Origin of the sequence: Paeniroseomonas aquatica (assembly GCF_030409335.1) — a bacterium.
GTDB lineage: Bacteria > Pseudomonadota > Alphaproteobacteria > Acetobacterales > Acetobacteraceae > Belnapia > Belnapia aquatica.
In genome coordinates this window covers 1-22639 of sequence record NZ_JAUFPN010000206.1, presented here as the reverse complement: position 1 = coordinate 22639, position 22639 = coordinate 1, and the positions used below count along the sequence as shown (strand labels likewise).

23 protein-coding genes and 1 pseudogene are annotated in these 22639 nt (G+C 72.7%); 10 read left to right on the top strand and 14 right to left on the bottom strand.

The features are described from left to right. Positions 1–62 precede the first annotated feature (62 nt). A complete protein-coding gene (locus QWZ14_RS28270; protein WP_290320400.1) occupies positions 63–836 on the top strand; it encodes a competence/damage-inducible protein A in 774 nt (257 codons plus the stop codon). Positions 837–861: 25 nt separating this feature from the next. On the opposite strand, the gene QWZ14_RS28265 is transcribed toward QWZ14_RS28270, so the two are convergent. From QWZ14_RS28265 to QWZ14_RS28250, 4 genes are all read right to left on the bottom strand, one after another. After that, a complete protein-coding gene (locus QWZ14_RS28265; protein ID WP_290320399.1) occupies positions 862–1881 on the bottom strand; it encodes a M14 family metallopeptidase in 1020 nt (339 codons plus the stop codon). 2 nt (positions 1882–1883) lie between these two features. Next, positions 1884–3041 (bottom strand): acetylornithine deacetylase, encoded by a 1158-nt coding sequence (gene argE, locus QWZ14_RS28260; RefSeq protein WP_290320397.1) that lies wholly within the window; start codon positions 3039–3041, stop codon positions 1884–1886. Positions 3042–3589: 548 nt separating this feature from the next. Then, a complete protein-coding gene (locus QWZ14_RS28255; protein ID WP_290320396.1) occupies positions 3590–4408 on the bottom strand; it encodes an MBL fold metallo-hydrolase in 819 nt (272 codons plus the stop codon). Positions 4409–4413: 5 nt separating this feature from the next. Further along, positions 4414–5169, bottom strand: a complete 756-nt coding sequence (locus QWZ14_RS28250) for a DsbA family protein (RefSeq protein ID WP_290320395.1) — start codon at positions 5167–5169, stop codon at positions 4414–4416. A 432-nt stretch (positions 5170–5601) separates the two neighbouring features. Here QWZ14_RS28250 and QWZ14_RS28245 point away from each other — a divergent pair, with 432 nt between their 5' ends. Together QWZ14_RS28245 and QWZ14_RS28240 are read left to right on the top strand one after the other, a co-directional pair. Beyond that, complete coding sequence (locus QWZ14_RS28245) at positions 5602–7116, top strand: gamma-glutamyltransferase (RefSeq protein ID WP_290320394.1); 1515 nt, start codon at positions 5602–5604, stop codon at positions 7114–7116. Between the two features lie 2 nt (positions 7117–7118). After that, positions 7119–8300 carry a pyridoxal phosphate-dependent aminotransferase gene (locus tag QWZ14_RS28240; protein WP_290320393.1) on the top strand — a complete coding sequence of 394 codons (1182 nt, stop codon included), beginning with the start codon at positions 7119–7121 and terminating at the stop codon, positions 8298–8300. Between the two features lie 33 nt (positions 8301–8333). On the opposite strand, the gene QWZ14_RS28235 is transcribed toward QWZ14_RS28240, so the two are convergent. Then, positions 8334–9179, bottom strand: coding sequence for a universal stress protein (locus QWZ14_RS28235; protein ID WP_290320392.1), 846 nt, complete (start codon positions 9177–9179; stop codon positions 8334–8336). Between the two features lie 189 nt (positions 9180–9368). Here QWZ14_RS28235 and QWZ14_RS28230 point away from each other — a divergent pair, with 189 nt between their 5' ends. Further along, the gene (locus QWZ14_RS28230) at positions 9369–9716 is read left to right on the top strand and encodes a c-type cytochrome (protein WP_290320391.1); all 348 of its coding nucleotides are present in this window, start codon (positions 9369–9371) and stop codon (positions 9714–9716) included. Positions 9717–9720: 4 nt separating this feature from the next. On the opposite strand, the gene QWZ14_RS28225 is transcribed toward QWZ14_RS28230, so the two are convergent. After that, on the bottom strand, positions 9721–10143 hold the full coding sequence (locus tag QWZ14_RS28225) for a CBS domain-containing protein (RefSeq protein ID WP_290320390.1): 423 nt from the start codon (positions 10141–10143) through the stop codon (positions 9721–9723). A 198-nt stretch (positions 10144–10341) separates the two neighbouring features. Here QWZ14_RS28225 and QWZ14_RS28220 point away from each other — a divergent pair, with 198 nt between their 5' ends. From QWZ14_RS28220 to QWZ14_RS28215, 3 genes and pseudogenes are all read left to right on the top strand, one after another. Continuing rightward, on the top strand, positions 10342–11292 hold the full coding sequence (locus QWZ14_RS28220; protein WP_353959357.1) for a phosphate acetyltransferase: 951 nt from the start codon (positions 10342–10344) through the stop codon (positions 11290–11292). Between the two features lie 3 nt (positions 11293–11295). Next, positions 11296–11739, top strand: a pseudogene (locus QWZ14_RS32050) (acetate/propionate family kinase); the annotation flags it as partial. Next, positions 11693–12475 (top strand): acetate/propionate family kinase, encoded by a 783-nt coding sequence (locus tag QWZ14_RS28215; RefSeq protein ID WP_353959356.1) that lies wholly within the window; start codon positions 11693–11695, stop codon positions 12473–12475. The pseudogene QWZ14_RS32050 and the gene QWZ14_RS28215, both read left to right, overlap by 47 nt. Here the strand turns inward: QWZ14_RS28215 and QWZ14_RS28210 are convergent. After that, a complete protein-coding gene (locus QWZ14_RS28210) occupies positions 12466–12594 on the bottom strand; it encodes a hypothetical protein (RefSeq protein WP_290320389.1) in 129 nt (42 codons plus the stop codon). The two genes, QWZ14_RS28215 and QWZ14_RS28210, sit on opposite strands and share 10 nt — an antisense overlap. Positions 12595–12645: 51 nt before the next feature. After that, on the bottom strand, positions 12646–13665 hold the full coding sequence (locus QWZ14_RS28205; RefSeq protein WP_290320387.1) for a Bug family tripartite tricarboxylate transporter substrate binding protein: 1020 nt from the start codon (positions 13663–13665) through the stop codon (positions 12646–12648). A 141-nt stretch (positions 13666–13806) separates the two neighbouring features. On the opposite strand from QWZ14_RS28205, the gene QWZ14_RS28200 reads away from it, so the two are divergent. Further along, positions 13807–14919: a YihY/virulence factor BrkB family protein gene (locus tag QWZ14_RS28200; protein WP_290320386.1), complete on the top strand. Its 1113-nt coding sequence runs from the start codon at positions 13807–13809 to the stop codon at positions 14917–14919. 32 nt (positions 14920–14951) lie between these two features. On the opposite strand, the gene QWZ14_RS28195 is transcribed toward QWZ14_RS28200, so the two are convergent. The 4 genes from QWZ14_RS28195 to QWZ14_RS28180 form a co-directional block, all read right to left on the bottom strand. Then, the gene (locus tag QWZ14_RS28195; protein ID WP_290320385.1) at positions 14952–15185 is read right to left on the bottom strand and encodes a DUF2798 domain-containing protein; all 234 of its coding nucleotides are present in this window, start codon (positions 15183–15185) and stop codon (positions 14952–14954) included. After that, a complete protein-coding gene (gene glcF / locus QWZ14_RS28190) occupies positions 15182–16504 on the bottom strand; it encodes a glycolate oxidase subunit GlcF (protein WP_290320384.1) in 1323 nt (440 codons plus the stop codon). The genes QWZ14_RS28195 and glcF overlap by 4 nt, the downstream gene beginning before the upstream one ends. 109 nt (positions 16505–16613) lie before the next feature. After that, positions 16614–17378: an SGNH/GDSL hydrolase family protein gene (locus QWZ14_RS28185; RefSeq protein WP_290320383.1), complete on the bottom strand. Its 765-nt coding sequence runs from the start codon at positions 17376–17378 to the stop codon at positions 16614–16616. After that, complete coding sequence (locus QWZ14_RS28180; protein ID WP_290320382.1) at positions 17375–18598, bottom strand: OpgC family protein; 1224 nt, start codon at positions 18596–18598, stop codon at positions 17375–17377. The genes QWZ14_RS28185 and QWZ14_RS28180 overlap by 4 nt, the downstream gene beginning before the upstream one ends. A gap of 108 nt (positions 18599–18706) precedes the next feature. On the opposite strand from QWZ14_RS28180, the gene QWZ14_RS28175 reads away from it, so the two are divergent. Continuing rightward, positions 18707–19450: an SGNH/GDSL hydrolase family protein gene (locus tag QWZ14_RS28175; protein WP_290320381.1), complete on the top strand. Its 744-nt coding sequence runs from the start codon at positions 18707–18709 to the stop codon at positions 19448–19450. A 45-nt stretch (positions 19451–19495) separates the two neighbouring features. On the opposite strand, the gene QWZ14_RS28170 is transcribed toward QWZ14_RS28175, so the two are convergent. Then, positions 19496–20662: an FAD-binding protein gene (locus QWZ14_RS28170; RefSeq protein ID WP_290320380.1), complete on the bottom strand. Its 1167-nt coding sequence runs from the start codon at positions 20660–20662 to the stop codon at positions 19496–19498. Next, positions 20659–22104: an FAD-linked oxidase C-terminal domain-containing protein gene (locus tag QWZ14_RS28165; protein ID WP_290320379.1), complete on the bottom strand. Its 1446-nt coding sequence runs from the start codon at positions 22102–22104 to the stop codon at positions 20659–20661. The genes QWZ14_RS28170 and QWZ14_RS28165 overlap by 4 nt, the downstream gene beginning before the upstream one ends. Positions 22105–22225: 121 nt before the next feature. On the opposite strand from QWZ14_RS28165, the gene QWZ14_RS28160 reads away from it, so the two are divergent. Then, the gene (locus QWZ14_RS28160) at positions 22226–22606 is read left to right on the top strand and encodes a hypothetical protein (RefSeq protein ID WP_290320378.1); all 381 of its coding nucleotides are present in this window, start codon (positions 22226–22228) and stop codon (positions 22604–22606) included. Positions 22607–22639 lie beyond the last annotated feature (33 nt).

Below are 22639 nucleotides of genomic sequence, written 5' to 3'. Positions count from 1 at the left end.
GCCCCTGGCGCCGGACTGGGTCTACCCTGCCGGCCAATCCCCCCCCCGGGCCCGGAGCCGCCATGACCGACAACCCCACCGCCTGCATCCTCATCATCGGCAACGAGGTCCTCTCGGGCCGCACCCGCGACGCCAACCTGCAATTCCTGGCGACCAGGCTGGGGGAGCTCGGGATCCCCGTGCGCGAGGTCCGCGTCATCCCGGATGTGCCGGAAACCATCATCGGCGTGGTGAACGAGGTCCGTGCCAGGTTCACCCATGTCTTCACCACCGGCGGCATCGGCCCGACCCATGACGACATCACCAGCGAATGCGTCGCCCGCGCCTTCGGCGTGGCCTGGGAGGTGCACGCGGAAACCCGCGCGTTGATGGCGGAGGATTACGCCCGCCGCAGCCCGCCGGTCGAGTTCAACGCCGCCCGGCTGCGCATGGCCACCCTGCCGGTGGGCGCCGTGCCGATCCGTTGCAGCGAGACGACCGCACCCGGCTTCAGCATGGGAAATGTCCATGTCATGGCCGGGGTGCCGCGCATCATGCGGGCGATGTTCGAGGCCCTGGCGCCAAGCCTGGAACGCGGCCAGCCGATCCTCTCCCATACGGTCCATGCCGACTACGTCTACGAAGGGCAGATAGCCGACGGGCTGACCGCCATCCAGGCGCAGCACCCCGGCCTCGATCTCGGCAGCTATCCCTACTACCGCGGCACCGGCGGCGGCGTCGCCCTGGTGGCCAAGGGGACCGAGGCGGCGGCGGTGGCGGCGGCGGCCGAGGCGATGTACGCCCTGCTCGCCCGCTTCGGCAGCGCCCGCCAGGGCGAACCCGCGCCCGAGGGCTGAGCGCCGCGGCGCCGGCGCGGCGCGCCTAGTCCATGAAGCGGGCCAGCCGCACCGCGGTCTGGCCGGGCATGGTGCGCAGGCTGGGCATGACCATCAGGCAGTTGTCGTGCGGCGACCGCACCTCGGTTTCGCCGTCCAGCGCGATGAGGGTGTTGCGCTGCGGCAGCACATCGCCGCCGCGGAACGGACGGACGAAGGCGAAGCCGGAGGTGCGCGCCGTGACGGTCCGGGTCACCGCGGCCAGGCGCGGCGCCCCGGGCGCGGCCATGGGCCAGAGCGCCGCATCGGCCGGGTCCACGACCCCCGTGGTGCGCAGCAGGGCGGCACCGGTCGCCTCCATGGTGCCGACCGTCGCCGGTTCCCAATGCGAGCCTGCCTCCACCAGCACGGCGGTGGCGGCGCCGTCCCGTGCGACGAAGGGCGCGTAGTCGATCAGCCGCCGGCCGCTCAGGTGACCGTCATCGGCCACCACCAGCGGCGGCACGCCGAGCCGCAGCGCGAGCGACGCCGCCCGCGGCGCCTGCCCGGCCAGCAGCAACGGCTCGGAGGGCCAGAGCATGGAATGCAGGTCGAGCAGGATGTCGACGCTGTCGAACAGCGGCCGCAGGGCACGGGCCCGGCGCAGCTCGAGGGAGCGCCGGCCGCCCTCCAGCGTATCCAGCTCCCACAGCCGGTTCAGGTCCTCGTCGAGGAAACGGCTCGCGGTCGGGTCTTCCGGATCGAACCGGGCATAGGCGTCGATATTGGCGAAGACCAGGGAAAGCCGGCCGCGCTTCGGCCGCAGCCCCGCCCGCAGCCAGCGGTCGAGCACCAGCGCGCCGCCGATCTCGTTGCCATGCACCAGCGCCACCACGGCGACATGTGGCCCGGATTCGGCCGCGGCGAAGCTCCACACCCCCGGCAGGACATTGCCGCCGAGGAAGGGCCGCAGGTCCGGCGCCTGGATGCGCACGTCCAGCCGCAGGCCCGGGGGGCCGGGCCGGCCCTGGGCATTGCCGGCGATGAGGGCCCGGAGCGCCGGATGCAGGATACTGTCCTCCGGCATCGTCAGGCCGTCAGCGTATCCGCAAGCCGGCGCAGGAATTCGAGGCAGGATCCGAGTTCGCTTTCGGCCACCCATTCCTCCGGTTGATGCGCCTGGGCAATGTGCCCCGGTCCGCACACGATGGTGGGGATGCCGGCGTTTTGGTAAAGCCCTGCCTCGGTGCCGTAGCTGACCCGGCCGGCGCTGTTCCGCCCGGTCAAGCGCTGCACCAGCAGGGTCAGCGGGGCATCCTCGGCCAGGTCCAGGGCGGGCAGCACGGAGCGCGGCGTGATGCGGACCGCGACGTCGGGCGCCACCGCGCGCAGCGGCGGCAGCGCCACCGTCCGCATGAAGGCCTCGAGCTCGGCCAGCACGGCGGCGGCCTCGTCCCCGGGCACGCTGCGGACCTCGAAGGTGAAGTCGGCCCGGTCGGGCACGATGTTGAGGATGCTGCCGGCCTGGAAGGTGCCGACATGCACCGTGGTGAAGGGCGGCTCGAACCCGGCGGCACGGCGCCCTTCCGCGGCGAAAGCCCGCGCCCGGCGCGCCAGCAGCGCCACCCCCTCGGCCGCCGCCTGCAGCGCATTGGCGGTCTCGGTGGTGCGGGAGGAATGGCCGGACAGGCCGGTGACCGACACGTCCCAGCTGGCGTAGCCCTTGTGGGCGATGATAGGCGCCATGCCGGTCGGCTCCCCCACCACGCAGAAGCCGGCCGGCGGTGCCTGATCCAGCTCGGTCACCAGCCGATGGGCGCCGGCGGCATTGGTCTCCTCGTCATGGGTCAGCCAGAGATGCACCGGGCGCTGCAGGTCCAGCGCGGCGAACTCGGGCATCATGGCAATGGCGCAGGCGGCGAAGCCCTTCATGTCCGAGGTGCCGCGGCCGATCAGCCGGCCATCCTGCCGGCGCAGGCGGAACGGATCGGCCAGCCAGGCCTGCCCCTCCACCGGCACGCAGTCGACATGCGCCGACAGCGCCGCGCCGCCGGCGACGCGGGGGCCGGCCATGGCGTGCAGGTTGGCCTTGGTCCCCGCCGCATCGAGGGTGATGCGACTCTCCACCCCATGCGTCGTCAGCCAGGACTGCACGTCCTGCATCAGATCGAGGTTGCTCTTGCTGCTGGTGGTGTCGAAAGCCACCAGCCGGTCGAGCAGCCCCAAGGCCTCGCCGATCTCCGTCATCCCAAGTCTCCCGTTGCGCAGTCTATACGGGGTGGCGCGGGGGGCAATCGGGGGGCCACGGTCCGCATCGGGAAAGCTCGCCGGGATCGCGCGTCGCAGCGCCCGCGCCGCGTCGGAGACGGGGGCGACGGATTCCGCCTGGCGGTGCCTGGGCATTGGCGTGGCGACAAGGCCATAGGGCCGCATCCCCTCCGGCCAGCAGCCCGGAGGGATCAGCGGCCTATGCCGGTGCATGGCCGTAACCGGCCCCTGCTGCCCTGGGCCTGGCGGAGGGGCACCACGCCACCGGCCGGGTCGACCTGGCTGGAGCCTTCCAATCCTGGGTGAGGTCGGCGGCTCCATGTCGCGGCTCCACGCCTGTTTTCGGCGATCGGCGGCAGTAACACCGATGGCAAGCTACCAGCCGGGAAGCACTTCACCGCAATGTGAGCAATGAGGCGGGCTGTTGCGTTGCTGCCCTCGGTGCATGCTAGGCCGGTTCGCCTCCCGACACGGGCCGGCAGGCCTTGGACTCGGCCAAACCGGGCTGGATGGCAGGTCGCAGGAGCTTACGGCTCCACCATTCCCTCGATCCAGGCGCAGTAACGCGCTGCCGACTTGGCGAGCGCGGCCTTGCCGCCCGCCACGATCTCGCGCTCGTGGAAGGCACCGTAGATCGCCTCGAAGGCAAGCCGGTCGCAATGGGCCGCCATCCGCCGCACCTCGGCGGGCGGCAGCGGGATCAGGCAGGGGTAGCTGCGCATGAAGCCGAGGTGCCTGCGGTCCGGCAGCACCTGCAGGATGTCGCCGGTCAGCAGCGCCCCCTGCCCCCCGGCTCCTGCCGCCCAATGGGCCACCGCCCCGCCGGCGAAATGCCCGCCGAGCCGGTGCAGCGCAAGCCCCGGCAGCAGCGTCTGGGACTCGCCCTCCCAGTGGCGCAGGCAGGGGTCGGGCCGGGCGACATGCCGGCGATCCGCCGCATGCAGCCAGACCGGCACGCCGAAGGCCCGGCCCCATTCCACCATGGTTGAGTAGTAGTGCGGATGGCTCAGGGCGATCCCGGCCAGGCCGCCCAATCCCCGCACCACCGCCTCGGTCGCCGCGTCCAGCAGGGCGATGCAGTCCCACAGCAGGTTGCCGGCCGGCGTCCGGACCAGCAGCGCCCGCTGGTTGATCCCGAGCGCGGGGTAGCTCTGCACCGCCAGCAGGTCCGGCTCCAGCTGCCGCCAGCCGTTGGTGTGGCTGCCGCGGAGCCGCTCCAGCGTGGTCCAGGCCTGGCCGCGGGCCGGGACGTATTGCCGCTCGTCCTCGCAGATCGGGCAGCGGGCGGGCGGGGCCTCGCTCCCGGCGAATTGCGTGGTGCAGGCCTGGCAGATGAAATGCGGCATCGGCGTCAGCCGCCGCCGGGCCTGACACGCGCCTCGGCCACCAGCCGCTCCAGGGTGGCGAGGTCGATGGCGCCCGGAACCAGCGTGTCGCCGATCAGCAGCGCCGGCGTGCCCTCGATCCGAAGCTGCTGGGCGAGCTGGAGGTTGCCCTGGATCCGCGCCTGCAGCCCGGGATCATCCATGTCCCGCCGCAGCCGCGACCAGTCGAGCCCGACCCGCTCCGCCTCGCGCTTCAGCACCGGCTCGGCCGGATCGTCCCGCAGCTTCATCAGCACGTCATAGAGCTCGACGTATTTGCCCTGCCGCTGCGCCGCCAGCAGCGCCCGGCTGGCCAGCACGCTGTTGGGGCCGAGGATCGGCAGGTCCTTCATCACCACCCGCACGTCGCGCTGGCGCCGCAGCATCTGATCCATCACCGGCTGCAGCTGCTTGCAATAGCCGCAACGGGCATCGAAGAATTCCACGATGGTGACGGCGCCCTGCGGGTTGCCCTTCACCGGATCGGCGGCGTTGCGGTACAGCGCCTCGCCATGGGCGGCGATGGCGACCCGCTGGGCGCCCTCGCGGTCGCGCACCTCGGCCGCCTCCAGCGCCGCCAGGGCCTCCCGCAGGATGCCGGGATCCTGTCGCAGCGCCTCCCGCAGGATGCCCACCACCTCCTGCCGCTGCTCGGGCGAGAAGCCCTGCGCCGCGGCCGGCGCCACGAAGGCCAGCAACCCGGCCAATGTCCCAGCCAACGCCCCTGCGAAAACCGTCCTCACCTTGGCTCTCTCCTCCACATCGTGTCGCGCGGCGGTGCGCAGATCCCGCGCGGTTCCCAAAAGGCCCGGGCGCCAGGCGTATCTCCTGCAGCCTAGCATGACCGCCGCCGGAAGGCGCCGAATGGCACCGACGGGGCGGGGCCCGGGCCAGGCGCGGAGGTCATCCGGCGCCCGGCCCGGGCCGGGGCGGCGGAACATGCGGTTGCCGGTCGTGACGAAGGCGTCTATGGCCCGGGCCTGGACCAGCGTGATGCGCGCCAGGCCGGCCTCCATGCCGGCGGCACGGAACGGGGGTGGACGATGCCGCGGAGGGGGTTCTCCCTCACCGCATCGCCCGTCGCCACGACCGCGCCCGGGGCCTGCGCCGCCCCGGCCCGCGCCGTGCCCGGCGCGGCCAGGGCTGGCGCAATGAAGGGGATCAGGGACAGCAGCATGACCAGCAGCGCCGAGATCAAGGCCAGCGGTTTCCGCCTGGAGACGAATCGAGCGCGGCCCGCCGCGTCGCGGAAGGCCGGGCGCGCCGGGGTCATGGCGCTGGCGGCGGTGCTGGCCCTGCCAGGCTGCGATACGCTGAACCGCACCGTCTCCTCGGTCGTCGGCAGCGGCCCGCCGATCGGCGCGCCCGGCAATGTCCGCGGCTTCCTCGGCGGCGTGGCCACCGAGGATCCGGCCGCGGCGCTCGCTGCCCGCAACGTGCTCTCGGCCGGCGGCACCGCCGTGGATGCGGCGGTGGCGGCCGGCTTCGTGCTCTCGGTGACCCTGCCGTCGCGGGTCGGGCTCGGCGGCGGCGGCGCCTGCCTGGTCTTCGACCCGGCCAAGGCCGCCACCGAATCCGTGCTCTTCCTGCCCGGCCCCCGCGCCAGCACCCCGGCCGGCGCCGACCGCCCCGCAGCGGTGCCGCTGCTCGCCCGCGGCATGTTCGGCCTGCATACCCGCAACCCCGGCCGGCCCTTCGAGGAGCTGATCGCCCCGGCCGAGCAGCTCGCCCGCTTTGGCACCGAGGTCAGCCGCGGCCTCGCGTCCGACCTCGCCGCCGTCGCCGGACCGCTCTTTGCCGACCCCGGCGCACGGGCCATCTTCGCCCGGGCCGATGGCGCGCCGAAGCGGGCCGGCGACCCGCTGCAGCAGCCGGAACTGGCGGCCACCCTGGGCCAGTTGCGGCTCGCCGGCGTCGGCGACCTGCACCAGGGCGGCCTTGCCAAGCGGCTGGAGGAGAGCTCCCGCGCCGTCGGCGGCAACCTGACCACCGAGGAGCTGCGGGCGGGGCTGCCGACCCTGGTGCCGCCCTTCGAGCTGCCCTCGCGCAACGGTGACCGCATCGCCTTCCTGCCGCCGCCGGCCGATGGCGGCCTGGCCGCCGCCGCCGCCTTCACCGCCATGCAGTCCGGCGCCACGCCCGAGGAAGCCTCCCGGCGCGGCCTTGCCGCCGTCAGCGCCTGGCGGCAGCAGGGCGGCGACCCCAAGACCCTGGTCGCCGCGAACAATCTTCCGGCGGCGACGCCAGGCCCGGTCGGCGCCTCGGCGGGGCTGGTGGTCTTCGACCGGCAGGGCGGCGCGGTGACATGCGCCTTCACCGTGAACAACCTCTTCGGCACCGGGCGCATCGCCCCCGGCCTCGGCTTCCTGCTGGCGCCGGCGGCGAACATCGGCCAGGTGCGACCACCGCTGCTCGCGGCCGCCATCGCCTACAACCCCAATGTCCGCGGCTTCCGGCTCGGCGTCGCCGCCTCGGGCCAGGACCAAGCGCCGATCGGCGTCGCCGGCCCGGCGGCCTTCCAGCTGCTCCGCTCCGTGGCGCCGATCTCGGCGTTGGAAGCCGGGGCGATCGGCACGGCGCGCACCCAGCTCGGCGCCTGCGCCAACTACCTGCCGGGCTATCCCGACCGCTGCTCGATCGTCACCGACCCGCGCGGCGCCGGCGTGGCGCTCGGCGCGATCGACCAGTAGCCATGGCTTTGAAGGTCGGCAAAGGCGCCGCGGCGCCGCCCTTCCTGGTGATGGACGTGATCGCTGCGGCCAATGCCCGGGCCGCGGCGCTGCCGCCGGGGGCCTTCCCGGACGGGCTCGGCATCCTGCGGCTCGAGGTCGGCCAGCCCGGCACCGGGGCACCGCGCGGCGCCGCCGAGGCCGTGGTCGCGGCGCTCGAGGCCGGGGCACCCATGGGCTATACCGAGGCCTTCGGGCTGCGGTCGCTGCGCGAGCGGATCGCCCGCCACTACGCCGAACGCCATGGCGCGGCGGTGCCGGCCGAACGGATCGCGGTCACCGTCGGGGCTTCGGGCGCCTTTCCCCTGGCCTTCCTCGCCGCCTTCGACGCCGGGGACCGGGTGGCCATGGCGGCCCCCTACTACCCGCCCTACGTCAATATCCTGACCGCCCTCGGCATGGTGCCGCAGATCCTGCCCTGCGACGCCTCGACCCGCTGGCAGCCGACCAGCCCGATGCTGGAGGCGCTCGACCCGCGCCCGGCGGGGCTGATCCTGGCGAGCCCCTGCAACCCGGCCGGGACCATGCTGCCGGCCGCGGAGTTCATCGCCATCGCCCGCTGGTGCGAGACCCATGGGGTGCGGCTGATCTCGGACGAGATCTACCACGGCCTGACCTATGGCACGGTCGAGGAACGGACCGCCGCCGCGCATTCCACGAGCGCCGTGGTCGTGAACAGCTTCTCCAAGTATTTCTCGATGACCGGCTGGCGGATCGGCTGGCTGGTGCTGCCCGAGGACCTGGTCCGCCCGGTCGAATGCCTGGCGCAGAACATGTTCATCAATGCCCCGCATGTCGCCCAGGTGGCGGCGGAGGCGGCCTTCGCCTGCCGGCCGGAGCTGGAGGCCAATATCGCCCGCTACCGCCGCAATCGGGACGTGCTGCTGGCCGGGCTGCCGGCGGCAGGCCTCGACCGGCTCTCGCCGGCCGACGGCGCCTTCTACCTCTGGGCCGATGTCGGCCACCTGACCAACGACAGCCCGGCATTCTGCCGCCGCCTGCTGGCCGAGGCCGGCATCGCCGCGACTCCGGGCGTCGACTTCGATGCCGCCCGGGGCAGCCGCTTCCTCCGCCTGTCCTATTGCGGCCCGGAGGCGGACATGGCCGCGGTGCCGGGGCGGCTGGCCCGTTTCCTCGGGCGCTGACGCCAGGCCGCCGGCGCCGGCCGCCCTTCGGGCTCAGTGGGCCATGAGAACCGGCAAGGTCATCTGCCGTACCAAGGTGCGGGTCACCCCGCCGAGGACCATCTCGCGCAGCCGGGAATGGCCATAGGCGCCGACCACCAGCAGGTCTGCCATGGTATCCGCCGCCTGATTGAGCAGGATGTCGCCCGGCTCGATGCCGCGCGCCTCGGTCCGCTCCACCGACACCCGCACGCCGTGCCGGGCCAGGTGCAGGGCAATATCGGCACCCGGTTCCTCGCCATGGCCATCCTCGCCACCGGCCGGGTTGATGCTGAAGACCGTGACCGACCTCGCCGCCGCCAGCAGCGGCAGCGCGTCGGCCAGGGCCCGCGCCGCTTCCCGCCCGGCATTCCAGCCAACCAGGATGTTCTGGCCGATGCTGACGAAATCCCCGGCGAAGGGCACCACCAGCACCGGACGGCCGGAGGCGAACAGCGCCTGTTCCAGCACCGCCGCGGCATTGGTCAGGGCGCCCTCCGGGTCCGGCTGGCCGAGGATCAGCAGGTCGGCGTAGCGCGCCTGCATGGCGACCTGGCTGGGTGCGAAGCCTTCGACCAGCCGCCACTCGCCGGCCAATCCCTCGCGCCGCAGGGTCTCGCGGAAGCCGGCCTCGACCTTGGCCGCCGCCGCCAGCGCGTCCTGGCGCATCTCCTCCAGCAGGTCGCCGAGCACCGCCCCGCCGCCGCCGTCGCCCGCCATGAGCATCGGCGTCATCACGTCGACGACCAGCAGCCCGGTGAGATGGGCCTCGTGCCTGCGCGCGAGGTCGGCGGCCAGCCGCAGCCGGCTCGCCGACTGCGCGCTGGAGTCGAGCTGGACCAGGATGTCCTTGAACCGCATGATGGCCTCCGGCCCCCATCCGGGGGCATCGCCGGCCCTGGGGCCGTTCCTGGCGCCATCCTCCGCCCGGCTGGTGCTTCGCACCTTGATCCACATCAAGCCGCCGCACGCCATGCCGCGACTGCGCCGGATCAAGGACCGGCGGTGCATTGCTGCCTTAGGCTCCCTCCCGGGGACAGGGAGCAGGCGATGGCGAGGCAGCAAGGGCATTGGCTTCGGGTGCTGGGGATCAGCGGCCTGCTCGCCATGGCGCCGCCGGCCGCGGCCCAACCGGTGGGCGACCCCGTCGCCGGCGGCCGGATCGCCGCCACATGGTGCAGCAACTGCCATCTGGTCGGCCTGGCGGAGCGCCACGCGGGCCAGCCCGCGGCGCAGGATGCGGCTCCTCCCTTCGCCACCCTCGCGCGGCGCGGCTCCACCACCCGGGCCGGGCTGCGGGCCTTCCTGCAGGCACCGCACCGGCAGATGCCGGACTACAACCTGACCGAGCAGCAGCGGGAGGATGTCATCGCCTACCTGATGGCCCTCCGGCGCTGATGCCTCAGCGCAGGATCTCGAAGTATCCGGTCTCCTCGTCGAGCCGGGCATGCTCCTGCGCCCGGAAGTCGTAGCGGGAGACGATGCCCGAGACCTTGCCATCCTCGCAGACCGGCAGGTGGCGGAAGCCGCCATCGGTGAACAGCCGCAACGCATCGATGGCATGGTGGTGGGGCGCCAGGGTCACCGGCCGGTGGGTCATGACCTGACGCAGGGGCGTGTGCGTCGCGTCGCAGCCTTCGGCCAGGCAGCGCACCGCGTCGCGTCCGGTGAAGATGCCGAGCAGCTCCCCCGCGGGATTCACCACCAGCACGGCGCCGACCCGGCGCTGGTGCATGGCGGCGCAGGCCTCGGCCACGGTCGCCTCGGGCGCCTTCGTCAGGGGACGGCGATCGCGGGCGATTTCGCCGATGGTGCGCTGGTGCATGGTCGGGATCCTCCCTGGCAGCCCCACAGCTGGCGCGCCGGCCGGCGCAAATCCCTTGATCCGCCGCAAAGCGCGGCACGGCATGAAGTATTTGTGAAGACGCGCCGCCCGGGCCCCGCCGGACAGCTCCGTGATCCGGCGCAAGCCCCGGCGGGCCGCGGCATGGTAAGGCTCGAGCCCCGCAGCAAAGGCATCGGCATGATCCTGGCCTCTCCGCATGGCGAAAAGTACCACCGGCTGCTGCAGGCCTGCCGCGCCCTGCCGCCCACCGCCACCGCGGTCGCGCACCCCTGCGATGCCACCTCGCTCGAGAGTGCCATCGAGGCAGGCCGCCTCGGGCTGATCCAGCCGCTGATCTTCGGGCCGGAGGCCCGGGTACGCCGCACCGCCGCCGCCGCGGGGCTGGACCTAGGCGACATCCCCATCCAGGACACGCCGCATAGCGAAGCCTCCGCCGAGGCGGCCGTCGCCGCGGTGCGGGCGGGCAAGGCCGCCGCGCTGATGAAGGGCAGCCTGCATACGGATGAGCTGATGCGCGCCGTCATCGCCCGCGACACCGGGCTGCGCACCGCCCGCCGCATCAGCCACTGCTACACCATGGACGTGCCCGGCCACGCCGACCCGCTGATCATCAGCGACGCCGCGGTGAACGTGGTGCCCACGCTGGCCGAGAAGCAGGACATCGTGCAGAACGCCATCGACCTCGCGCAGGCGCTGCACTTCCCCGAGGTGCGCGTCGCCATCCTCTCGGCGATGGAGACGGTGAACCCGGAGCTGCGCAGCACGGTCGAGGCGGCGGCGCTCTGCAAGATGGCCGATCGCGGCCAGATCACCGGCGCGCTGCTGGATGGCCCGCTGGCGCTCGACAATGCCATCGACCCGGCGGCGGCGGCCGCCAAGCAGATCCGCTCCGATGTCGCCGGCCGCGCCAACGTGCTGATCGTGCCCGACCTAGAAGCGGGGAACATGCTCGCCAAGAGCCTGTCCTTCCTGGCCGGTGCGGATGCCGCCGGGATCGTGCTCGGCGCCCGGGTGCCGATCATCCTGGCCAGCCGCGCGGACAGCCTGATGACCCGCCTCGCCTCCTGTGCCGTGGCGGCGCTGCTGGCCGCGGCACGGCGGGCGACGCCGGCTGCGGCGGTGGCCTGAGCCATGCAGCCCTGCGTCGCCGTGCTGAACGCCGGCTCCTCCAGCATCAAATTCGCCGTGCATGCGCTGCCGCTGGGGGAGGCCGCGCCGGTCCTCCGCGGCCAGGTGGAGGGCATCGGCGCCACGCCGCGGGTGAAGCTTCTCGGCGAGGGCGGGGCGGTCATCGAGGACCGGGCCCTCTCCGCCGATCAGGCAGACCACCACGCCGCGACGGCGCACCTGCTGGACGAGCTGCAGGCCCAACTCGGCGGCCGCCGGCTCGCCGCCGTCGGCCACCGGGTGGTCCATAGCGGCGACCGCGATGCCTCTGCCGAATTGGTCGATGCGCCGCTGCTGGAGGCGCTGGCGCAACTGGTGCCCCTGGCGCCGCTGCACCAGCCGCACAACCTGGCCCCGATCCATGCCATCGCCGCCCTGGCACCGGACCTGCCTCAGGTCGCCTGCTACGACACCGCCTTCCACCGCACCCAGCCGGCCCTGGCCCGGCAGATGCCGCTGCCCCGCAGCGCTGTCCGCGGCGGGCATCCGCCGCTACGGCTTCCACGGCCTGTCCTACGAATACGTCGCCGGCCGGCTGGATCCGGCACTGGCCGCCGGGCGGGTCATCATCGCCCACCTCGGCAACGGCGCCAGCCTATGTGCCCTGCGGGGCGGCCGCAGCATCGCCACCACCATGGGCTTCACCGCCGCCGAGGGGCTGATGATGGGTACCCGCTGCGGCAGCATCGACCCGGGGGTGCTGATCCATCTCATGGACCGCCACGGCCTGGGGCCGCGCGAGTTGGAGGCGCTGATCTACCGGCAGTCCGGCCTGCTCGGCGTCTCCGGCCTCTCGCAGGACATGCGGACCCTGCGAGCCTCGGCGGCGCCCGAGGCGGCGGAGGCGATCGCCCTCTTCACCTATCGGATCCTGCGCGAGATCGGCTCGCTAGCCGCAGCCCTGGGCGGTCTCGACGGGCTGGTCTTCACCGCCGGCATCGGCGAGAACGACGCGGCGCTGCGGGCCGCGGTCTGCGAGGGGTGCCGCTGGCTCGGGCTGGTGCCCGATGCCGCGCGCAACGCCGCCGGTGGCCCCCGCATCAGCGCCGAAGACTCCGCCGTTGCGGCCTGGATCATCCCGACCGACGAGGAAAGGATGATCGCCCGCCATACCCTGCGGGTTGCGGGCCTGGGCTACTGGTAGCCGCCGGTCTTCTCCCGCTCCTTCGCCGCATCCTCCTGCGCCCCGGTGTCCACCGGCTGCGCCTCGGGCTTCGCCTTGTCCGATTCCGGCTTCGCCGGCTTCGCTGCGTCCTTGGCCATGCTGGTCCTCCTGCCTCTGCGATCCGAACCGGCCGGTCGGGGCAGAGTTCCTCAGCGGCCCAGCCGCAACCCGGCCCGCTCGACGATGCTGCCGAACTTGGCGCGCTCGGCCACCAGGAAGGCGCGGGTCGACTCCGGCGTGCTGTCCGGCATGGGGTCGACGCCGGCAACGGTCATCCGCTGCGCCACCGCCGGGTCCGCCAGGACCGCCCGCACCGCGGCGGAGAGCGTCCGCGCCAATTCGGCGGGCAGGCCGCGCGGCGCCACCAGCACGTTCCAGGTCGTCACCTCAAGGCCCTTCAGCCCCACCTCGTCGAGTGTCGGGACCTCGGGGAACAGCGGGTGCCGCTGCAGGGAGGTCACCGCCAGCCCACGCGACAGCCCGTCCCGCATATGGGAGGCGGTCGAGGCCAGCACCTCGACGGAATAGTCGACCTCGCCCTTGGCCAGGGCCTCCATCACCGCGGAGCCGCCGCGATAGGGCACGTGTTCGGCGCTCAGTCCGCCGGCCATGAGCTTGATGTATTCCCCGGTCAGGTGGCCGATGCCGCCCGCGCCCGAGGTCGCCCAGGTGTACTGGCCCGGCCTGGCCTTGACCGCATCGAGCAGCTGCTGCGCGCTGCGGAAGGGCGACGCCGCCGGCACCACCAGCACCATCGGCCCACCGCCGACCGGGGCGATGGGCGAGAAGTCCTCGACCGGGTCGTAGGGGGTCTGCTGCGGCAGCGCCGCCGGGTTGGTGCCGAGCGCCGAGGCGCTGCCGAGCAGCAGCGTATAGCCGTCCGCCGGCCGGTGCCGGACCCACTCGCTGCCGACCGATCCGCCCGCCCCGGCCCGGTTCTCGACGATGACCCGGGCATTCGGCCCCAGTTTCGGTGCCAGTCGCTCGGCCAGGATCCGCGCCGCGATATCGGTGGAGCCCCCGGCCAGGAAGGGCACGACGAGGCTGATCGGGCGGTCCGGATAGCCGGAGGGGGCAGCCGTGGCCTGCGCCGCCGCGGGCCGGGCCACGGCGGCCGGCAGGGCCAGGGATGCGGGGGCGAGCAGCAGCAGACGGCGTGACACGATCATTCCCGGGGCTTTCCTCTTGGCGATCGCCCTCATGCCCCGGATGTCAGACCCAGGCAATTATGCCCGGAAATGGATTGACCCGGGCACCGAAACGCCAACGGCGCGTTGCCCCCACAGAATATCCCAGACCGGAGCTTTCCGATGGCGGACCAGTCCTCGCCCAATCCGATCCTGACGACCGCCATCGCCGCCAGCGCCCTGGTCCTGCTGCTGGCCGGCAGCCGGCCCAGCGAGCAGCGTCCGGCCCGCGTCCGCTCCGACCCGGCCAGCCCCCGCCGCCGATCCGAGCTGGAGCCTGCCCCCGCACCGGCAGCCGACGGCCAGGGCCGCGATGCCGCCAGCCCCAGCGAGATCCCGGCCCGGGGCTGGTGGAGCATCCTGAAGCGGACCGCCGGCCAGGTCTCCGACGACCGGGTGATGACCGAGGCGGCCGGGATCACCTTCTTCACCCTGCTGGCGCTGTTTCCCGGCATTGGCGCGATGATCTCGATCTACGGCCTCTTCGCCGATCCCTCGACCATCTCGGAGCATCTCTCGACGGTCTCCATCGTGGTCCCCGACGGCGGGATGCAGATCATCGACGAGCAGGTGAAGCGCATCGTCTCCAAGGGCAGCACCAGCCTCGGCATCGGCGCCATCATCGGCCTCGCCACCTCGCTCTGGAGCGCCAATCAGGCGATGAAGGCGCTCGTCGATGCGCTGAACGTCGTCTACGACGAGAAGGAACGGCGCGGCTTCCTGCGGCGCACCGTGGTCACCCTGGCCTTCACCCTGGGCGGCATCCTCTTCATCCTGCTGGCCATGGCGGGCGTGGTGGTGCTGCCGCTGGCCTTGAAATTCATCGGCCTCGGCACCGAGGGCGGGCTGGGGCTGGTCCTGTCGCTGGCGCGCTGGCCGGTACTGGTCCTGGTGATCGGCCTCTTCCTCGCCGTCGTCTACCGCTACGGGCCGAGCCGCGACCGCGCGCAATGGCGCTGGGTGAGCTGGGGCAGCGCCGCGGCGGCGGCAGGATTCCTCGCCTTCTCCCTCGGCTTCTCCTTCTACGTCTCGAATTTCGGCAACTACAACGAGACGTATGGCTCGCTCGGCGCCGTCGTCGGCTTCATGACCTGGACCTGGCTCTCCGCCACCGTGGTGCTGGTCGGCGCCGAGCTGGATGCCGAGATGGAGCACCAGACCGCCCGCGACACCACCGCCGGGCCGGAACAGCCGCGGGGCGCCCGCGGTGCGCGGATGGCCGATACCGTTGCCTGAGGGACCTCCGGCCCGCGGCGCCGGCCCTGGCGTCAGGCCCCGGGTGCCGCGGTCATCCAGCCGACGATGCGGCGTGCGAGCGGGATGGCCAGCATCGCCGCCGGGAAGGCGAAGAGCCAGGCCAGCCCCCAATTCGCCAGCCACAGCAGCAGGAAGCCTGCGGGCATGCCGAGGTTGACCACCGTCAGCAGCAGCGAGACCACGCCCGCCATGAAGAAGGTCATCACCAGCGGGAACAGCACCGCGGTGAAGCGGGCCGGTATCACGCGGCGCGCCTGGCCGCTGCCACCGCCGGCGGTGCCGGGCCGCCGGCCATCCAGTCCAGCAGCTCGACCGTATGGGCCACTGGGAGGGTGTCCCCGGCGAGCTGGGTGAGGCAGCCGATGTTGCCGGCGGCGATCAGGTCGGCGCCGGTGCGGGCGATGTTGCCGAGCTTCCGCTCCCGCAGCTGTGCCGCGATGACCGGCTGCAGGATGTTGTAGGTGCCGGCGCTGCCGCAGCAGAGATGCCCCTCGGCCGGCTCCTTCACCCGGAAGCCGGCCTTGGCCAGCAGCTGCTTCGGCGCCGCGGTGACCTTCTGGCCATGCTGCAGCGAGCAGGCGCTGTGATAGGCGACCGTCAGCTCCGGTGCCTCCCGGCTGGGGGCATAGCCGAACTGCAGCAGCACCTCGGAGACATCCTTCGCCAGCCCGGCCACCGCTTCGGCCCGCGCCTTCCAGGGCGCCGGCTCCTCGCGGAACATGAAGCCGTAGTCCTTCACCGTGGTGCCGCAGCCCGAGGTATTGACGACGATGGCATCCAGCCCCTCGCCCTCGGCCTCGCGGCTCCAGGCGGCGATATTGGCCCGGGCCAGGGCCATGGCCGGCTCGCGGTCGCCCATGTGGTGGTTCAGCGCGCCGCAGCAGCCCTGTTCGCGGGTGATCACCACCTCGATCCCCATGCGGGTCAGCAGCCGGATGGTCGCCTCGTTGATCGAGGGCGCCAGCACGGTCTGGGCGCAGCCGGTCAGCAGGGCGACCCGGCCGCGGCGGATACCCTCGGCCTTGTGGATCTGCGGCGCCTGCATCGGGCTGGCCGGCGGCAGGGCGCCGGGGGCGAGCCGGAACATGGCGCGCAGGCGCTCGGCGGTCAGCGAGGCGCCGGGCACCAGCCGCGCCAGGGGCCGGCCGAGCCGGGCGCCCATCAGCGCGGCGCGGAACCGGGCCGGATAGGGCAGCACGCGGGAGAGCAGGCCCCGCAGGGCACGCTCCGGCCAGGGCCGGACATAGGTGTCCTCGATGTAATGCCGGGCGTGGTCGACCAGGTGCATGTAATTCACGCCCGAGGGGCAGGTGGTCATGCACGACAGGCACGAGAGGCAGCGGTCGACATGGCGGACCACCTCCTCGGTCGCCGGCTTGCCGCCTTCCAGCATCTCCTTGATCAGGTAGATGCGGCCGCGCGGGCTATCCAGCTCGTCGCCCAGCAGCACGAAGGTCGGGCAGGTAGCGGTGCAGAAGCCGCAATGGACGCAGGTGCGCAGGATGCCATTGCTCTCCCGCGTATCGGGGTCCTGCAGCTGGTCCGGCGAGAAATTGGTTTGCATGGGTCCTCGGGGGGCGATCGCGGCGATGCGGAGCGCGTCCTCGGTTATAGGCCGGGTCGCGCCGGGCGGAAACGTCCGGCCGGGCCGACGGTGCCCTGCCGGGCCCCCGCTAGGGCCGCGGTCCCGGCCTGCCCCGTGCCTCGTCCACCCCGTCCCGCAGCAGGACCTGCATGGCCCGCGCCAGGCATTCGTTCAGCAGGTCGGTCGCCGCGGCCCGTTCGCTGCGGGCCGCCCGCTCGAGGTCGACCTGGTTGTTGTCCGCCCAGTGCCACATCAGGTCCCAGCGCCGCAGCACCGGCACCCCGTGCGCGGCCGCGGCCAGCCGCAGCGCGTCCCGGTAGGCGTCCACATTGGCGTTGGCGCGCAGGAAGCGGGAGAATTGCTGGTCCATGATCACGGCATCGACGCCGGCGGAGATCATTTTGGTCAGGCCGCTGTTCAAGGCCTCCACCATCTCGTCCAGGGCGAGGCCGCGCACCGCTTCCGCCGTGCCGGCCTGCCACAGCACCAGGTTGGGTGGGTCGGTGCGCAGCTCGGAGGCAATGATATCGGCGGTCTCGGCGGTGGTGAGGCCGCGTGCGCCGCGCGTCACCACCTCCAGCTGAAGCTGGGGGTTGCGGGCCCGGATCAGCGCCTCGAGCCGGGCAGGCCAGGCCGCCGCCGGCGCGCTGGTGCCGGGACCGAAGACCGAGGCCCCGCCGACCACCAGGATCCGCAGCCGGCCGGCGCTGGCGGCCCGCGCCGTGGCCGGCAGGGCGGCGCTCGCCTGCAGCAGCTCGAGCGGCAGGTCACAGGCCGGCACGGCGGCCCGGGCCGCCGGCGGGGCCAGCAGCAGGCCGAACAGCAGCAGGATGCGGCCGGCACCGGAAATCATGTCGCTGTCGTAGAAGACGCGGCGGCGGGCTGCAAGCGGTCAGCGGCAGCCGCGGCCGGGTACCGGGCCTCCCCCTTCTCCCGTAGCCGGTACCAGCCGGCGACGACGCCGATCGACACCAGGGCCGCCAGGCCGGCCATGTTCACCGCGGCCTGCATCAGCCAGCGGTCGTCCATCTCCAGCGCCAGCCGGCCGAGGAAGGCCAGGAAGATGCCGGCGCAGAAAACCGGCAGGCCATGCTGGCCCATGAGCACGAAGGGCGCCGCCAGCCGGCCGCGGAGCCAGGGCGCGTGGCGCGGCACCGCATGCCCGAGCAGGTAGGCCAGGGCGAGGATCGACAGCAGGCGGAAGGGATGGAGGCCGGTCTTGTCGATGGTGGTGAGCAGCTCCGCCAGGGGCAGCGGCAGCTCCGCCAGCCAGTGCTCGCGATAGTCCCCGACCAGCAGCACCGCGGCGCTGAGCGCCAGGGTCACGACCGAAGCCGCGACCAGGCCGGGGTGGAAGGGCACCACCGGCACCACCGACCGGCCGGCTCCCGGACGCGGCGGCGCATAGCCCAGGGCCGCGCCGGTGAAGAACAGCACCTGCCACGCCAGCGGGTTGAAGAACCAGCCGCCGCCCGTCCAGTTCGGCAGGTTGAGGTCGAAGAGCCGTACCGCCACATAGGCGATGCCGCTGAGGGCCATCAGCAGCGCCGGCCGGCGCAGCAGCGGGAGGGCCGGGACCAGCAGCAGCAGCAGCACGATGTACATCGGCAGGATGTCGAGGAAGGCCGGCTGGAACCGCAGCAGCAGCGCCTGCAGCAACGCCAGGTAGGGCTGCTCGCCGAAGACGTCGAGGTGCAGCTCGTCCAGGTAGGCCGAGCTCTCGAGCGCTGCGGCGGAATAGCCGACCTGGGCGGTGAAGACGACGAAGAGGAATATGTGCGCGACGTAGAGCGTCCCGACCCGGCGCAGCAGCGACGCGGCGGCGAAGCTCCAGCTCCGCCGGTCGAGCGTCGCCCCGTAGGCGATGCCGGCGGCATAGCCGGCCAGCAGCACGAAACCCTCGGTCGCATCGCAGAGTGCGATGTTGCGCAGGGTGAGGCCGCCCAGCCGGTTACCCGGCATGTGATCGATCAGGATGAACCACAGCGCAATGCCGCGGAAGGCATCCGCACGCAGGTCCCGTCCGGCCCCGACCCCACTCGCAGGCTGCAAGCCCCGGATAAACTGCCGCATTGCCACCTCCACCAGCAGCTTTGGGGGGTGGTCGGTGGCGACGCAAGTGAGACCTTTTCTCGCCATTGAGACTGGCGCGACGCTGCCGCTTGCGGCAGCTTCGAGGGGATGCGCCCCCTCGCCTTCATCCCCCTCCTCCTCCTCGCCCTGTCGGCGGCCGTCCCCCTGGCCCAGGCGGAGGCACCCTGCCCCATGGGGCCGGCGCAGATCCTCTCCCTGCCGGGGACCCGGGCCGCCCTGGCGCAGGGCCGCAAGGTGACGATCGTCGCCTTCGGCTCCTCCTCCACCGAGGGATCAGGCGCGAGCGGCCAGGACCGGGCCTATCCGGCCGTGCTCGAGGCCCGGCTGCAGGCCGCCCTGCCGGATGCCCGGCTGCGGGTGCTCAACCGTGGCCGGGGCGGCCAGGAAGTCGACGAGATGATGGACCGGCTGGAGACCGACGTCATCGCCGCCCGACCGACCCTGGTCATCTGGCAGGCCGGGGCCAATGCGGTGCTGCGGGGCATGGCGCCGGACAGCTTCATCGCGGCCATGACGGATGGCATCGAGCGGCTGCGGGCCCGCGGGGTCGATGTGGTGCTGATGGACAGCCAGCGGGCACCGCGGATCCTGCTGGCCCCGAATTTCGCCAGCTTCGATGCTGCCCTTCGCAGCCTCTCGACCGGGCTGCGGGTGCCGCTCTTCTCGCGCGCCGCCCTCATGCAGGCCTGGGAGGCCGCCGGCATTCCGAATGACGCCATGATCGGGCCGGATGGGTTGCACCACAACGACCGCGGCTATACCTGCATCGCCCAGGCCCTGGCGCATTCCGTGGTCGATGCCGCCGGGCCTTCACGGATCGCCGGCCGCTGAGCGGCCGGGCGGAGGCCCCCGGGGACCCCGTCCCGGGCTTCCGGTCTAGCCGGCCGCCCGCATCCGGCCCGGGTTCAGCACGCCCCGCGGGTCCATCACCGCCTTGACCCGGCGGCCGATCGCCGCCAACGCCGCCGGTTCCTCCGGCAAGACCGCGACGGCGGCCCGCAGCGCCTCCGGCCCGCGGAACAGGGTGAAGCTGCCGCCGGCCGCCGCCGCCGCGGCCATCACCGCAGCATGCGTCTCGGCGGTGGCCGGCCCGGCCAGCCAGACCAGCCCGCCGCCCCAGTCCAGCAGGGACTTGCCGAAGCCGAGGGCGGCGACCACCCCCGGCCCCGCCGTCGGCTGCACCGAGACGCGCCAGATCGCCTCCTCCGGCGCGGCTTCCAGCGGCTCGGCATCGCGCACCCGGCGCCACAGCGCCCGGCTCTCGGCATCCTCGATGACCGAGACCTCACCCATGCCAGCCAGCGCATCCCGCAGACGCCCGGCCCGATAGGCGATCGACTCCGGGAATTCCTCCAGCCGCAGGACCGCCAGCGGGTGCTCGCCCGGCAGTACCGCCGCGCCGCTCACCCCATAGGGACTGCCCAGCCCGGCCGAGAGCACCCGCACCGCCGCCGTGAGGTCGGCGACCCGCACCGCCACGGTGCCGGTCGCCGGCGCCGCCGGCAGCACCTTCAGCGTCACCTCGGTGATGACGCCGAGCGTGCCGTGACTGCCCGCCAGCAGCTTGCAGAGGTCGAGCCCGGTGACGTTCTTCAGCACCCGGCCGCCGCTGCGGAAGACCTCGCCCAGGCCGTTCATGGCGCGGATGCCCATGACATGGTCGCGCATCGCCCCGGCGGTGATGCGCCGCGGGCCGGAGAGGTTGGTGGCGACCAGGCCGCCGATGGTCGCCGCCTCGGTCGCGCCGAACAGGGCAGTGAGATCGGGCGGCTCGGCCACCACCTGCTGGCCGCGTTCGGCCAGCGCCGCCTCGATCTCGGGCAGCGGCGTGCCGGCCCAGGCCGAGAGGATCAGCTCCTGCGGCCGGTAGAGCGTGATGCCGGAGAGCTTGCGCAGCGACAGGGTGCGGGCCGCCTGCACCGGCCGCAGCAGGGCCCGCTTGGTCCCCCGCCCCTCGATCGCCAGCGGCTCGCCGGCGGCGGCGGCCGCGGCGATGGCGGCGGCGACGGCCGGCTCGTCGGCCGGCAGCAGCGTCTCGCTCATGCCGCGGTCTGGAAGGCGGCATTGCCCTCGAGCGGGAAGACCTTGGCCGGGTTCAGCAGCCAGTCGGGATCGAAGGCCGCCTTCACCGCGCGCATCTGGTCCAGCTCGAAGGGGGTGAATTGCACCGGCATCAGGTCGCGCTTCTCGACGCCGACGCCGTGCTCGCCGGTGAGACACCCGCCGACCTCGACGCAGAGCGTCAGGATATCGGCGCCGAATTGCTCGGCGTCATGGAAGCTTTTGGGGTCGTTGGCGTCGAACATGATCAGCGGATGCAGGTTGCCGTCGCCGGCATGGAAGATGTTCGCCACCTGCAGGCCGTAGCTCGCCGACATCTCGCCGATCCGCTTGAGCACGAAGGGCAGCTGCCCGGTCGGGATGGTGCCGTCCATGCAGAGGTAGTCCGGGGAGATGCGCCCCACCGCGCCGAAGGCGCCCTTGCGCCCCTTCCAGATGGCCAGCGACTGCTCGGCGGTCTCGGCCACCTTCAGGCTGATCGGGGCGAAGCGCTCGCAGATCTCCTTCAGCCGGCCGAGCAGCATGTCCTGCTCCGCGGTCGAGCCCTCGACCTCGATGATCAGCATGGCCTCGGCGTCCAGCGGGTAGCCGGCGTGGGCGAAGGCCTCGCAGGCATGGATCGCCGGCCGGTCCATGAATTCCAATGCGACGGGGATGATGCCGGAGGCGATGATGGCGTCCACCGCCTCGCCGGCGATCTCGTTCGAGGTGAAGGCGGCCAGCATCGCCCGCTGGCCCTCGGGGCTGTGGAGGATGCGGACGGTGACCTCGGTGATGACGGCGAGCTGGCCCTCGGACCCCGTCAGCAGGCCGAGCCAGTCGTAGCCCGCGGCATCGAGGTACCGGCCGCCGACCTCGAAGATCTCGCCCTCGATGGTCACCAGCTTCAGGCCGAGCAGGTTGTTGGCGGTGACGCCGTACTTCAGGCAGTGGGCCCCGCCCGAGTTCATGTTGACGTTGCCGCCGATCATGCAGGCGAGCTGGCTGGACGGGTCGGGCGCGTAGAAGAACCCGTCGGCCGCGACGTGGTTGGTGATGCCGAGGTTGGTGACGCCGGCCTCCACCACCGCCAGGCGGTTGGCGTAGTCGACCTCGAGGATGTGGTTCATCCGCATCAGCCCGAGCACCACGGCATCGGCCAGCGGCAGCGCCCCGCCCGAGAGGCTGGTCCCGGCGCCGCGCGGCACCACCCGCACGCCATTGGCGTGGCAGTAGGCCAGCACCGCGGCCACCTGCTCGGTGGTGGTCGGCAGCACCACCGCCAGCGGCGGCTGGCGATAGGCCGAGAGCCCGTCGGTCTCGTAGGGCTTGAGGCGGACCGCCTCGCTGATCACCCCATCGCCTGGGACCAGGGCCTGCAGGCCGGCGACGATCTCGGCGCGGCGCGCCATGACGGCGGGCTTGGGTTCGGGCAGGCTGATCACGGGACGGCGCTCCTTCGTTGCCGGTGAAAATGGGCCGGCGGGGCCCTGCCGGCAAGCGCCCCGCTTGCTCCGGCCGCCTCGCGCGCCCACTCTCCGGCCCGATCGCCGCCTGGAGAATCCCTTGTCCCTGTTCCGCCGCGCCTATCTCACCGTCGCCCTGGCCCTGGCCTCCCTGGCGCTGTCCTCGGCCCTGGCCCCCGGCGCCAAGGCGCAGCTCCGAACCGGCTCCTATACCGTCGAAGGACAGAATCCGGACGGCAGCGCCTATGAGGGCACCTTCGAGTTGCTGGAAGGGCCGAATGCCGCCTGGGTCGCCCGCTGGAACGTCGGCAATGCCCAGATCATCGGCCTCGGGCTGATCCAAGGCGGGATGCTGGCGCTGTCCTTCTCGGTCGAGGGACGGCCGGGCATTGCGGTCTATGGCGTGGAGCCGGACGGCAGCCTGCGCGGCACCTGGACCAGCGGCGGCGGCCTCGGCACCGAGGTGCTGAAGGCCCGCTAGGTCCTGTGGACATTTACCGTAGCCACAGAATGG